Below are 12,201 nucleotides of genomic sequence, written 5' to 3'. Positions count from 1 at the left end.
GGCGCGGAAGCCTGGGCCCGGCTGGGGGCGCCGTCCCGTGTGCCCACACGGCAGCGGGCGCGGGCCCGCACGGGGGGCGCTGTCAGTGCCAGGTGTCAGACTCGCGCGCATGAGCGAGAGGTGGGCCCTGGGCCTCGACGGCGAAGGAGACGGCGCCCTGCTCGTGCCCCTCCGGCCCGACGGCCTGCCCGACGGACCCGTGCGGCGCGAGCCGGATCTCGTCGCGGCCGTCCGCCGGAGGCCCGACGTGGCCCGCTGGGTGTGGCGGTCGACGGCCGAGGTCTATCCGCGGCTCCTCGCCGCCGGCGTCCGCGTCGAGCGGTGCTACGACATCGAGGACGCCGAGCAGCTCCTCCTCGGGCACGAGGGCCGGCTCGGGGAGCCGCGCAGCGCCGCCGCCGCCTGGGCGCGCCTGCGGAACGCCCCCGTACCGCCGGATCCGCCGCAGCGCGCCGCCGAGCCCGGCTCTCAGGACTCCCTCTTCGAGCCCCGCCCCACCGTCTCCGTGCCCTTCGACGGGCTCCTCACCGTCTACGCCGAGCAGCTGCGCCGCCACGACCGGGCCGAGCACCCCGGTCGGATGCGGCTGCTCACGGCCGCCGAGTCGGCGGGGATGCTGGTGGCCGCCGAGATGCACCGGGCCGGACTGCCGTGGCGGGCGGACGTGCACCGGGAGCTCCTCAACGAGCTGCTCGGCGAGCGGTACGCGGGCGGCGGCGAGCCGCGCCGCCTCGCGGAGCTGGCCGACGCGGTGTCCGCCGCCTTCGGGCGCCGGGTGCGGCCCGATCTGCCCGCCGACGTCGTGAAGGCCTTCGCGCAGGCCGGGATCCGGGTCAGGTCCACGCGCCGCTGGGAGCTCGCCGAGATCGACCACCCGGCCGTGGAGCCCCTCATCGCGTACAAGAAGCTGTACCGGATCTGGACGGCGCACGGCTGGTCGTGGCTGGCCGACTGGGTGCGGGACGGCCGTTTCCGGCCGGAGTACCTGCCCGGCGGCACGGTCAGCGGGCGCTGGACGACCAACGGCGGCGGGGCCCTGCAGATCCCGAAGGTGATCCGGCGGGCGGTGGTCGCCGACGAGGGCTGGCGGCTCGTGGTCGCCGATGCCGATCAGATGGAACCGCGCGTGCTGGCCGCCATCTCCCGCGACCCGGGCCTGATGGAGGTCGCGGGGCACCCCGACGACCTGTACACCCGGCTCTCCGACCGGGCCTTCTCCGGCGACCGCGACCACGCCAAGATCGCCCTGCTCGGCGCGATCTACGGGCAGACCAGCGGCGACGGCCTGAAGAACCTGGCGGCGCTCCGCCGCCGCTTCCCGCGCGCGGTGGCCTATGTCGACGAGGCGGCGAAGGCGGGCGAGGAGGGCCGGCTCGTACGGACCTGGCTGGGCCGGACCAGCCCGAAGGCGGTCGGATCGGGCGAGGACGGGGAGGCCGGGCTGCCGCAGGACGCCGTCGAACCGGAGCCGGAGAGCGGCGAGTTCACGCCCGGCTACGCCTCGGGGAACGCACGGGCCCGCGGCCGGTTCACCCGTAACTTCGTCGTCCAGGGCAGCGCCGCCGACTGGGCGCTCCTGATGCTGGCGGCGCTGCGGCGCTCCCTCTCGGGGATGCGGGCCGAGCTGGTGTTCTTCCAGCACGACGAGGTGATCGTGCACTGTCCGGCGGGCGAGGCGGAGGCGGTGACGGAGGCGATCCGGGCGGCCGGGGACGAGGCCGGGCGGATCGCGTTCGGGGAGACACCGGTCCGGTTCCCGTTCACGACGGCGACGGTCGAGCGGTACGCGGACGCGAAGTAGGAGGGCGGTACCGCAAGCCGGCCCGCCCCCCTCCTCGTACGCCTACTTCAGCGGCAGCTTCTTCCACTTCGGGCTCAGCGCGATCGCCTTCAGCTGCTCCATCGTCAGCGCGGGCTCGGCGCGCGTCGCGGCCTGGTACTGCGCGCCCGAGTTGAAGGCGGAGACGATGACCCGGAAGCCCTGCGGGCTCAGGGTGTCGACGTTCCACCAGACGACCCCGGCGCCGCCCTTCTCACCGGGCTGCTGCCTGGACTTGACCTTGGTGCCGTCGGGCAGGGTGACGACGTCGTCGCCGGTGAAGAGATCGGCGATCTTCCCGCTCTTGGGCTGGACGTCGACGCCGACCATGCTCGCGCCCTTGCCGTCGTCGACGACGACGTAGCCGTGGCCGTCCCCGCCGCCGTGGGACTTCACGGTGAGGCCCTGGGGCAGGAGGGAGCGCAGGGTCGCCTGGACGGCGGCCGCGCTCGGCACGGCGGGCAGCCGGACCTCGTCCGGTCGGGGCTGCTTCGGGGACGCGGGCAGCTGGGCGATCAGTGGCCGCCAGGCCTCGGCGGTGACGAGGGTCTTCAGCTGGGCGGGGCTGAAGGGCGGGTTCTCGCGGCTGATCGGGGCGCCCTTCTCGGCGGCGGCGTTGTACTCGCTCGCGTCGATCAGGATGCCCTCCTTGGTGAGCAGGACCGCCCGCCAGTTCTTGGTCTCCTCGCGCTTGTCGGCGTACTCGTACCCCCGGATGACCATGAGCCGGTCACCGCCCGGCAGGTGCTCGGTGGTGCAGGAGTCGACGGGGACGAAGGCCTTGTCGGGGCAGGTGACCTGGCCCGTACCGGACTCGGCGGTGTCCCCCGCCCGGTAGAAGCCGATGCTGACGCCCGCCTTGCCGTCGCCGTCGTCGTAGACGCCGGTGGCGTGCTGGCCCGTGCCGTTCAGGTCGTCGAACTGCCACTGGCCGGCCGGGGTGTTGGCCTTGAGGACGGCGGCGATGTCCTTCACCAGGATCTGCGCCTCGGGCCGCGGCTCCTTGCCGGAGGTGGCGGTTCCGCTGGACTGCGTCTGCTGCGGGGGCGCCGCCACGGAGGTCGTCGTCGCCTGCCCGCCGGGGCCGAGCAGCGAGCCGCCGTACACGCCGCCGATGCCGACGGCGGCGAGCGCGAGGACGCCGCCGGTCACCGCGAGGCGGCGGCGGACCAGGCGGCTCTTGCCGCGCCGGAGCCCGCCCGCGACCAGCTCGCGCCGGTCGTCGACGGCGAAGCCGTCACCGGTGTTGCGCAGGACCGCTCCGAGTTCCTCCTCGAAAGGGTCGTACGGGGTGCTTTCGCGCTGGGGTCCTTCGTTCTGGGGCATGCCGAGATCACCGTCTCCGGTCTGTGGGATGAAAGGAAAGTCAGGTGGTGGTCAGCGGGTGGCGAACTCGGCGATGCTGCCGCCGAGTCGTTCCCGCAGCTTCGCGAGCGCCCGCACCGAGCGGGTGCGGACCGCGGCGGAGCTGACGTGCAGGGCGTCCGCGGTCTCCTCGATGCTGCGGTCCTCCCAGTAGCGCAGCACCACGACCGCCCGGTCCTTCGGCGCGAGGCCGGCCAGGGCGTCGAGCAGCGCGATCCGGAGGGCCGGGTCCTCGCCGTTGTCGGGGGCGCGGTCGGGCAGCTCGCCGAGGGGGCGTTCGGTGGCCGAGCGGCGCCGCTGGTGGCTGAGGAACGTGCGGACGAGCACGGTCTGGGCGTACGCGGCGGGGTTCCCTATCCGGGCCATGCGGCCCCAGAGGGAGTACATCCGGCCGAGGGTCTCCTGGGTGAGGTCCTCGGCGAGATGCGTGTCTCCGCTGGTCAGCAGGCACGCCGAACGGAACAGGTGCCCCGTGCGTGCGGAGGCGAACTCCAGGAACTCGTCCGCGCGGGACTTTCTCATGCCCCTCCTTCCCCCTCGTGGTCACGTGGTGTGGTCGCCGTACACCTCATTGACGCGACGGGGGTGCGGGAATGTTTCAAACGAATCCCGCACGCGAATCGGAGAGGATTCCCGCTCGACGTATCCGAAGAAGCGGAATCGGGTAATCCTGTTGGTATGAACACTCTCAGCGCAACAGAGAACCTGGCCGCTGGGGTTTGGCAGTCAGGTCTGGCCCAGGTCGTCGGCGGGCTCGTCGTCGTCTTCGTCCTCATCGGGGCCGTCTGGCTGGGCTTCCGGATCAGCGACCGCGAGTCGAAGAAGCCGAAGCCGGAAGAACAGCCGCACCGGCCCGACACCGGGGAACTGCCCGGCGAGGTGACCGAGTACCGCAGGCCGGCCGAGATGCCGCAGACCGACGGCGAGCACAGGCTCATGCCCTACCAGCTCAAGGAATCCGGCACGGAGACCTCACCCGACCCGCCGTCCGAGGAGAAGCGCAAGTGGGGCGGCATCTCCAGCGGCGGCTTCGGCAGCGGCGGCACCGGGCACGGCGACTGAAAGTAACGGACGGCAACGGAAAGCGACGGACAGCGCCTGAAGGCACTGACGGCTCCTGGCTCCGGCCCGGCGGAAGTCGGGCCGGAGCCCATACCCGCTCTCAGGTACGTCGCCGCTCCGGGTCGGCCGGCCGGTGGCCGGCGCTCAGCACCGCCACTCGCGGCTCGGTCGTGACCGGTGTGCGGTGCACCCCGCCCGCCCCGTGGGATGCCGACGATCGCGAGGTCGGCGCGGCCGTCGTCACGGCGCTCCGCGGCGGGGGCCGCGTCGCGGGAGCCGACCAGCTCGACAGCCCGGTCCGACGGAGGGGGAACACCGCTTCGGCACCGCCCTGCGCCCGCCCTGCGCCCGCCGGGCGTCACGCCGGGTGACGCACCAGGAGCCCCATCGGGTCTCAGCTACCGGCAGGGGGTTCGCCGAGCACCCGGCCCGCGCGTGAGGCGATGTGGGCCGGCGGGGCGAAGTCCGCGGGGAGGACCGGGTCGACGACCGGCTCGCCGAAGGTGGTCACCACCGGCAGCACCCCCGCCCACAGGCCGAGCGCCGCGTCCTCGGACTCGCCGTCGTCCGGCGGGCCGTCGGCGGTCTTCACCGAGGCCTCGGTCAGGTCGAGCGCGAGCAGCGCGGTCGCGGCGAGCTCCTTGCGGCTGGGCTGCCGCGCGTACTCCCACTGCCCGGGGGAGCTCTGCTCGGTCAGGGCCCGCAGACCACGCAGCTTCTCCTCGGGGTCGGTGACGATCTCGGGGACGCCGTAGATCATCGCGCAGCGGTAGTTGACCCCGTGCTCGAAGACGGAGCGGGCGAGGACGAGGCCGTCGACGTGGGTGACCGTGACGCAGACGGTGGTGTCGGGGGCCTGGACCAGGCTGCGGCTGGCGACCGAACCGTGGAGGTAGAGCCGGTCGCCGTCCACGCCGTACGCGGTGGGCACCACCATCGTCGTGCCGTCGACGGTGACGCCGAGGTGGCAGAGGAAGCCGGCGGCGAGCACGGCGTCCAGGTCGGCCCGCCGGTGACTTCCCTTGTGCCGCATCCGACGCAGCCGGGTCCGCTCCGTGACGGTCATCCCGCCGTCGGCTTCGACGTCGACTTCGACGTCCGTGGTGGTGCTCATGGTGGGCTCTCCTCGCAGTGTGGTTGTAGGTGTTCTACGGGGGATCAGCCCGACACCGCCACCGGCTTTCGCCTGTCGGAACGGCGGGTCGCCGCCAGGGAGTCGCAGATCTCGCCGGCCCGGACGGCGGCCATCGACAGCAGGTTGGCCGTGATGCCGTGCGAGTGCTCGGTGCCGCCCATCAGGTAGATCCCGGCCTCCATCCCGGGCGCGGTCTCCACCCGGTAGTCGCGGCGGACCCTCAGCCGGCCGTCCTCGTCGCGCGCGCAGGCGGCGTCGAGCGCGCCGAGCAGCCGGCCCGGGTCGGGCTCGGAGTAGCCGGTGGCGTAGACGACGGCGTCCGCTTCCATCGTCTCCGTCTCCCCGGTGGCGAGGTTCCGCACCTGGACGCGGACGCCGTCGGGGCCCTCCTCGACCTCGGTGAGGCGGGTGACGCCGAGGATCCGCAGCCGCTGCTCGCCGCGGACCTTCTCCTGGTACGAGCGGCGGTAGAGCTCCTCGATGAGGTCCATGTCGACGACGCCGTAGTTGGTGTTGCGGTGGTAGTCCATGAGCGTGCGGCGGACGGACGGCTCGGCGCCGTGGTACAGGTCGACGGCCTCCGGGTCGAAGATCCGGTTCGCGTACGGGCTGTCGTCGGCCGGGCTGTAGCCGTACCGGGTGTGGACGGCGACGACCTCGGCCCCCTCGTACGTCCGGTGGAGGTGGTCGGCGATCTCGGCGGCGCTCTGCCCGGCCCCGGCGACGACGAAGCGGCGCGGCGCGGCGGTGGGCAGGGCGGCGAGGCGGTGCAGGAACTCGCTGCTGTGCCAGAGGCGTTCGGAGGAGGTGATGCCCTCGGGGAGCCGGGGCACGAGGCCGGTGCCGATGACGAGGTTCCGCGCCCGGTACGTGACGGCCTCGGCCTCCCCGGCGGCGGCGACGTCGACCTCGACGACGGGCCCTGCGGCCCCCGCGGGGCGGATGGCGGTGACTTCGAGTCCGTAACGGACCATGTGGTCCACGCCGTCGGCGGCCCACTGGAGGTAGTCGTGGAACTCCTCGCGGGTCGGGAACAGCATCTTGTGGTTGATGAAGTCGACGAGGCGGCCGCGGTCGTGGAGGTACGGCACGAAGCCGAAGCGGCTGCGCGGATTGCGCATCGTGGCCAGGTCCTTCAGGAACGAGACCTGCATGGTGGCGTCCGGGAGCAGCATGCCCCGGTGCCAGCCGAAGTTCGGCTGCTTCTCCAGGAAGACGGCCGTGAGCCGCTCGGCGGGCGCGGCCTGCTCGTTGTACTCCTCGATGGCGATCGCGAGGGCGAGGTTGGCGGGCCCGAAGCCGACACCGACGATGTCGTAGACGGGGGTGGTCTCGTTCACGATCTCGTTCACGGTCTCGTTCATGGCGAAGTGCCTTTCGGTGGAGGGGGTTCAGGAGGTCCGGACGCGGCCGGTGACGACCGCGCAGCCGACGGCGAGGAGCAGGGCGAGCAGCAGTCCCGTACCGGCGAAGGAGAGGAAGACGGCCGCGATCAGCAGGGTCACGACGGCGGTCGCGCGCAGGGCGCGGCCGGTGCCGCGGGCCCGCAGGGCGGCCGCGGCGGCGGCCACGTACAGGAGCAGGAAGGCGCTGCTGGTGACGACGAGCACCAGCTCCTCACCGGTGCCGGTGAGGGTCAGGGCGCCGAGGACGGCCGCGTACGCGAGGGCGAGCGCGACGGTCGTCGGCACGGGGCGGTCGGCGAGGGCGCGCGGCAGGATCCGCTCGCGGGCGGCGGCCCGGACGACCCGGGTCGCGCCGAGCACCCAGGCGTTGGTGGCGACCACCGCGAGCCCGAGGGCGAGGAGATCACCGGCGAGCGCACCGCCGTCGCCGAGCGAGGCGCCGAGGAGGGCGGTGATGACGACGGGCTCGTCGCCCGGGACGGCCAGATAGGCGGCCGTCACCGCCGCGTAAAGGAGTCCGACGATCGGCACCGCCCAGCGGATCGCCCGCCGGTAGCTGCGGGCCGGGTCGTCGACCTGCTCGGCGAGGGTGGAGACGTTCTCCCAGCCGAGGAAGGAGAAGAAGGCGGTGACGACGGCGATGCCGACGCCGCCCCAGCCGTGCGTGAGGAACGGGGTGTACTCCCCCGCGTCGAACCGCGGCACCGCGAGCACCACGGCCCCGCCGAGACCGAGCAGCAGCACGACCAGGGCCGCGGTCTGCACCCGGGCGCCGGCGGTGAGGCCCAGCAGCGTGAAGGCGGCCGACAGCGCCATGAAACCGATCGCGATCGGGTACACGGGCCCGTCGGGCTGCCCGAGCAGTCCGAGCAGACAGCGGGCGGAGACGATGCCCATCACGGGGTTGCCGATGACGTACGTGGCGACGAGCAGCAACGCCGCCGCGCGGCCCGGGCGGCGGCCGAACCCGGCCTCCACCATCGCGGCGAGACCGGAGGCGTCGGGACGCCAGGCCGACATCTCCGCGAAGAAACGGGCGAAGGGGTACGAGCTGAGCGCGAGCGCCAGCCACGCGAGCAGCGCGGCGGGGCCGGCCTGCCGCTCGGTCAGCCCCGGCACCAGAAGGATGCCGGTCCCGACGAGACTGCTGACATAGAACACGACGAGCGCGCGCACGCCGAGGGCGGTGGGCCGCTGGGCGGCCTCGGGCCGCTGCAGCAGATCGGTCATGGTGTCACCTCCAAGCGAGTTGTGGGCATGCGTTCCGCCGGGGCGAAGGGGGTCCCCCCTGCTCGAGCGAAGCCGAGAGCTCGGGGAAGGGTGGGCACAACGGACCCGCGCCCTGCCGGCGCCAGAGGCTTCCGCGCCTGAACCCGCACCACGTCGTGCGGCGCCGTCGTGGTGCGGGTCCAGACACGGGGGACGGAGGCGCGGCCAGGCGCGCCGTCCCGGGCGGGCGCATCCCGCACGGGGCGCGGGCCCGGGCCCGGCAGCGCGGGCCCCGGGGTCACGGGCCGTCCAGTACGTCCAGTGCCTCCGCCGCCGCCAGTTCCGCCGCCGCCGGCGCCGTCTTGAACCCCGCCCCCGACCACCCGGTCGCAAGGACGATCCGGCTGTCGGCCCGTTCGCGCCCGAGGTGCGGCCGGGAGTGCGGCGTGTACAGGTCGACGCCCTGCCGCCCGCCGAGGAAGCGGGTCGCGGGGTCGGCGAGCCAGGGCCACCGCGCGGCCGCGCCCTGGCGGATGTACGCCACGTGCTCGTCGGTCAGCGTGGCGAGCCCGCCCGGGGGTACGTCCCACTCGTCGACGGGCCGCCCGGCCATGTAGCCGCCGGCCGCCTCCCCGGTGAGCTGGGGCCGCCCCCACACCCCGCTCACCATGTCGACGACGGTCGGCAGTCCGGCCGTCGCGGGGTGGTGGAAGAAGCCGTACCGGATGGACTTGGTGCGTCCGGCGTCCGCACCGCCGAGCCGGTGCCCGGCGATCTCCCCGGTGCCGCCGCCGGCCGCGAGGACGACGGCGTAGGCCTCGACGGGCCCGCCGGGTTCGAGGAGGACGCGGACCCGGTCGGCCCCCGGCGGGGCGTCGAGTGCGTGGACGCGGGCGGGCAGCAGCCGGGCCCCGTGGGCGAGGGCGCGGTCGCGGTAGACGCGCGCGGTGCGGGGCGGATCGGCGTAACCGGCCTCGGGTTCCCACACGGCGGCGGTGATGCCGTCCACGGAGAGTCCCGGGAAGCGAGCCCCCAGTACGTCCGGATCCAGCAACTCCGCCGGCACCCCGGCCCCGTTGAGCTCCGCCACGCCCTTCTCGGCCTGCTCCAGGTCGGCGTCGCCGCAGAGGACGAGCGACCCGGTGGTCATGAAGCCGTACGGTCCGGGCGCGAGCGCGGCGGGCCCCCAGGCGAGGTGGTGGCTGCGGAGGGCGAGCCCGCGCAGGTACGGGTCGGCCTCGAAGGACCGGACGAGCCCGCCGGACCAGGCGGTGGCGTGGTCCTGGCGCCCGTCCATGGGCGCGACGAGCGCGACCCGGGCGCCGTGCCGGGCGAGTACGGAGGCGGTGGCGGAGCCGACGACCCCGGCGCCGACGACGATGACGTCGTAGGCGCGCCCGTGCCGACCGGCGGTACGAGGAGTCCGCGCACCGCTCGCAGCGGGCACCGGCACGAAGTCCCAGCCCACGCTCCCGGCCTCGGGCTCGCCGAGCGCGGTGAACCCCCGGTCGGCGTGGGCCCGCACGGCGGCGAGGAGGGTGCGCCCGGTGCGTCCGGGGTCCTCGGAGAGCGCGGCGGTGGCGGCCGCGAAGGCCGCGTCCACGTGGGCTTCGGGCCCTCCGCGCATCCGGGCCACGGCGGCGGGACCGGCAGGCGGGCCGAGCAGGTCCGCGAACTCGTCCACCGCGCAGTCGTCGGTGAACCAGAACGCGCCCTCGAACCCGGCCGCCCGCCACTCCCGTCCCACCCGCGCGGCCCCGACGTGGGTGCCGCAGACGACGAGCGCGGTGAGCGCGGCGGCGTCCCGCCCCGAGGGGGCGTCGAGAACGCCGGGGGAAGGCTCGGCCAGGACGGCCGGCACGGGCACGGCTCCCGTCGCGGGCCCGCTCCCGTCGGAGACCACGGCCCCCGAGGGCACGGCGACAAACCTCCCGGGCGCGCCCGCCGATGCGTCCCGTACGAGCAGCGCCAGCCGCTCCCCGTACGCGCTGCCGTCGTGCGTGACCGCGACCCGGGTGTGGCCCGCGTCCCGTACGGCGGCGAGCAGGTCGGCCGCCTGGGCCCGGTCGTCGGGGCACCAGCGCAGGAGCGTGCCGGCGCCGTCGGCGAGGAGGTCGGGCGTGGTGGCGAGCGGGAGGAGGACGGGGAGTCCGGCCGCCCGGTAGACGGGGAGGGCGGCCGCCGCGCCGGCGCTGTTGAAGTGCCCGACGACGAGCGCGTGCCGGCCCTCGGCGACGACCGCCTCGGCGATCTGCCGGGCCGTCTCGGCCTCGCCCCGGTCGTCGTACAGCTCCCAGTTCACGGCCGTCCCGTACCGCTCGGCGGCCCGCTCCAGGTGTTCGCCCCAGGCGGCCCGGGGCCCGGAGAAGGGCCCGACGACGGCACCGCGCGGAAGGAGGTCCACCGAGGACTCAGGCACTGAAGACCGTCCCGGGCCAGGCCGCCACCGGCGTCCCCGGGGCGAGCGGCGCGAGGGCCTCCGCGTCGACCCGGCGCGGCTGGGGCGCGAGGCCGAGGAGGGCGGCGAGCCGGGCGGAGCCGTACGGGAGGGCGGGCGCGGCCCAGGCGGACAGGGCGGCGGCGACGGCGAGCTGCGCGGAGAGCGCGGAGCGGTACGCGGAGGCGCCGTCGGGACGCTCGCCCTCGAAGCCGTTCACGTATCCGAAGTCCTCGGCGAGGCAGACCACTTCGTCGAGCAGCGCGATCGCTCGCCGCGCGTCGTACCCCTCGACGCCGTACGCCTCCCGCAGCTGGCCGACGGTCTCGATGAGCCGCCCGCGCAGCCGCTCCCACGCGGGCCCCTGCGGCGCCTCGTCGAAGGCGACGCCACCGGACTCGGCGACGGCGGTGAGGAGCCGGCCGAGCCAGCCGTCCCAGCGCTCGGCGAGCCGCTCCTTGCTGGTGGCGAGGGCGGCGGAACCGAAGCTGGTCTGGCGGCCGTTGGGGCGGTCGGAGAGGACGTGGTAGCGCAGGACGTCCGCGCTGGTCCGGGCGAGTTCCTCGTGCGCCCAGATGGCGTGGCGCCGGCTGGTGGAGAACTTGAGCCCTTCGAGCCGGTAGAACTCGTTGACGACGAAGGCCCGGGGCAGCGCGATCTCGGGGTCGTACGCCCGGAAGGCGGCGGGGAACAGCAGGGCGTGGAAGTAGCCGTTGTCGAAGCCGAAGAACTGGACGGGCGCGGGGGCGGGCCCGGTCTCGCCGGCGCCGGTCCACTCCAGGAGGTAGCCGGGGGCCATCTCGAACCAGACGTAGATCCGCTGGTCGGTGAAGCCCGCGACGGGCACCGGCACGCCCCACTCGGAGGGGTGGCTGACGGCGATCTCGGGGAGCCCGTCGGCGCGCATCCGCTCGCAGAGGGAGCGCAGGTGGGGCGGCATGTCGACCTGCTCCCAGAAGGAGGTGAGCTGGTCCTCCCAGGGGGCGAGGGGGAAGTAGAGCCGCTCGCAGTCGCGGAGTTCGGGGGTGGCGCCGCAGCCGGTGCAGACGGGGTCGGTCAGGTCGGCGCAGTCGTTGGGGCGGCCGCAGGGCTCACAGGCGTTGCCGTTGGAGCCGGAGCCGCAGTGCGGGCAGTCGCCCTTGAGGTACGCCTCGTACAGCCAGCGCTCGCAGCCGGTGCAGTACGGCAGCGGTCGCGTACGGGCGACGATGTGCCCGGCGTCGTACAGGCGGGCGAAGAAGTCCTGGACGGCCGCCTGGTAGCCGGCGTCGCGGCGCGGGCGGACGATCGCGTCGAAGTCGGCGCCGGCCTGCTGCCACACGGACTCGATGGAGGCGCCGTAGCCGTCGGCGACCTCGTCGCCCTTGCGTCCGCCGTCGCCCCGACCGCGGACGGGGACGTAACTCTGGTGGTCGTCGAGGCCGGTGGTGTACCGGACGGTGCCGGTGCCCTCGGCGGCGAGGAAGCGGCGCAGCACGTCGCCGGCGAGGTAGGGCCCGGCGAGGTGACCGATGTGGAGGTCGCCGTTGGGGGTGGGCGGGGTGGCGGTGATCCAGTGGGTGGACACGTCGGCGCTCATGCGGCGACCTCCTCGTTGTCGTTGTCGGTACGGATGGCGGGCTCGCGCAGCGGCCAGTAGAGGGAGACCCAACTCAGCTCGTTGTCACCGGTGTTGTGGACGACGTGCTCCTGGTTCTTGGGCAGCACGACGATGTCGCCGACGTGGAACGGCGGCTCCAGCGTGCCGTCGAGGGTCACGCTGCCGGTG

The 12,201-nt window shown here is 74.4% G+C and carries 9 protein-coding genes and 1 pseudogene; 2 read left to right on the top strand and 8 right to left on the bottom strand.

Annotation, left to right across the window (positions count from 1 at the left end; genetic code table 11):
• Positions 1-109: 109 nt before the first annotated feature.
• Positions 110-1,801 (top strand): bifunctional 3'-5' exonuclease/DNA polymerase, encoded by a 1,692-nt coding sequence (locus CCN56_RS05435; protein ID WP_086824124.1) that lies wholly within the window; start codon positions 110-112, stop codon positions 1,799-1,801.
• Between the two features lie 42 nt (positions 1,802-1,843).
• Here the strand turns inward: CCN56_RS05435 and CCN56_RS05430 are convergent, their stop codons facing one another.
• Together CCN56_RS05430 and CCN56_RS05425 are read right to left on the bottom strand one after the other, a co-directional pair.
• Positions 1,844-3,145 carry a hypothetical protein gene (locus CCN56_RS05430; protein ID WP_086824122.1) on the bottom strand — a complete coding sequence of 434 codons (1,302 nt, stop codon included), beginning with the start codon at positions 3,143-3,145 and terminating at the stop codon, positions 1,844-1,846.
• 51 nt (positions 3,146-3,196) lie between these two features.
• Positions 3,197-3,706 (bottom strand): SigE family RNA polymerase sigma factor, encoded by a 510-nt coding sequence (locus CCN56_RS05425; protein WP_041129879.1) that lies wholly within the window; start codon positions 3,704-3,706, stop codon positions 3,197-3,199.
• 156 nt (positions 3,707-3,862) lie between these two features.
• On the opposite strand from CCN56_RS05425, the gene CCN56_RS05420 reads away from it, so the two are divergent.
• On the top strand, positions 3,863-4,246 hold the full coding sequence (locus CCN56_RS05420; protein ID WP_086824120.1) for a DUF6479 family protein: 384 nt from the start codon (positions 3,863-3,865) through the stop codon (positions 4,244-4,246).
• 394 nt (positions 4,247-4,640) lie between these two features.
• Here the strand turns inward: CCN56_RS05420 and CCN56_RS05415 are convergent, their stop codons facing one another.
• The 6 genes and pseudogenes from CCN56_RS05415 to CCN56_RS42975 form a co-directional block, all read right to left on the bottom strand.
• Positions 4,641-5,360 carry a pyridoxamine 5'-phosphate oxidase family protein gene (locus CCN56_RS05415; RefSeq protein WP_086824118.1) on the bottom strand — a complete coding sequence of 240 codons (720 nt, stop codon included), beginning with the start codon at positions 5,358-5,360 and terminating at the stop codon, positions 4,641-4,643.
• A gap of 44 nt (positions 5,361-5,404) precedes the next feature.
• Positions 5,405-6,745 carry a lysine N(6)-hydroxylase/L-ornithine N(5)-oxygenase family protein gene (locus CCN56_RS05410; protein WP_086824117.1) on the bottom strand — a complete coding sequence of 447 codons (1,341 nt, stop codon included), beginning with the start codon at positions 6,743-6,745 and terminating at the stop codon, positions 5,405-5,407.
• Positions 6,746-6,772: 27 nt separating this feature from the next.
• Complete coding sequence (locus CCN56_RS05405) at positions 6,773-8,017, bottom strand: APC family permease (protein ID WP_086824115.1); 1,245 nt, start codon at positions 8,015-8,017, stop codon at positions 6,773-6,775.
• A gap of 277 nt (positions 8,018-8,294) precedes the next feature.
• A complete protein-coding gene (locus CCN56_RS05400) occupies positions 8,295-10,415 on the bottom strand; it encodes an FAD-dependent oxidoreductase (RefSeq protein ID WP_086824113.1) in 2,121 nt (706 codons plus the stop codon).
• Positions 10,408-12,012, bottom strand: coding sequence for a class I tRNA ligase family protein (locus tag CCN56_RS05395; protein WP_086824112.1), 1,605 nt, complete (start codon positions 12,010-12,012; stop codon positions 10,408-10,410). Before CCN56_RS05395 ends, CCN56_RS05400 begins: the two co-directional genes overlap by 8 nt.
• Positions 12,009-12,201 (bottom strand): annotated as a pseudogene (locus CCN56_RS42975) (hypothetical protein); the annotation flags it as partial. The gene CCN56_RS05395 and the pseudogene CCN56_RS42975, both read right to left, overlap by 4 nt.

It is taken from the genome of Streptomyces sp. NRRL B-24572 (genome assembly GCF_002156145.1).
GTDB lineage: Bacteria > Actinomycetota > Actinomycetes > Streptomycetales > Streptomycetaceae > Streptomyces > Streptomyces vietnamensis.
Note: the sequence above shows the minus strand (reverse complement) of the source record. Positions and strands in the feature narration are given on the sequence as shown.

Excerpts from the sequence above, each read along its gene's own strand:
- CCN56_RS05395 (WP_086824112.1), bottom strand. The coding sequence starts at position 12,012 with ATGAGCGCCGACGTGTCCACCCACTGGATCACCGCCACCCCGCCCACC.
- CCN56_RS05415 (WP_086824118.1), bottom strand. The coding sequence starts at position 5,360 with ATGAGCACCACCACGGACGTCGAAGTCGACGTCGAAGCCGACGGCGGG.
- CCN56_RS05420 (WP_086824120.1), top strand. The coding sequence starts at position 3,863 with ATGAACACTCTCAGCGCAACAGAGAACCTGGCCGCTGGGGTTTGGCAG.
- CCN56_RS05410 (WP_086824117.1), bottom strand. The coding sequence starts at position 6,745 with ATGAACGAGACCGTGAACGAGATCGTGAACGAGACCACCCCCGTCTAC.
- CCN56_RS05430 (WP_086824122.1), bottom strand. The coding sequence starts at position 3,145 with ATGCCCCAGAACGAAGGACCCCAGCGCGAAAGCACCCCGTACGACCCT.
- CCN56_RS05435 (WP_086824124.1), top strand. The coding sequence starts at position 110 with ATGAGCGAGAGGTGGGCCCTGGGCCTCGACGGCGAAGGAGACGGCGCC.
- CCN56_RS05405 (WP_086824115.1), bottom strand. The coding sequence starts at position 8,017 with ATGACCGATCTGCTGCAGCGGCCCGAGGCCGCCCAGCGGCCCACCGCC.
- CCN56_RS05425 (WP_041129879.1), bottom strand. The coding sequence starts at position 3,706 with ATGAGAAAGTCCCGCGCGGACGAGTTCCTGGAGTTCGCCTCCGCACGC.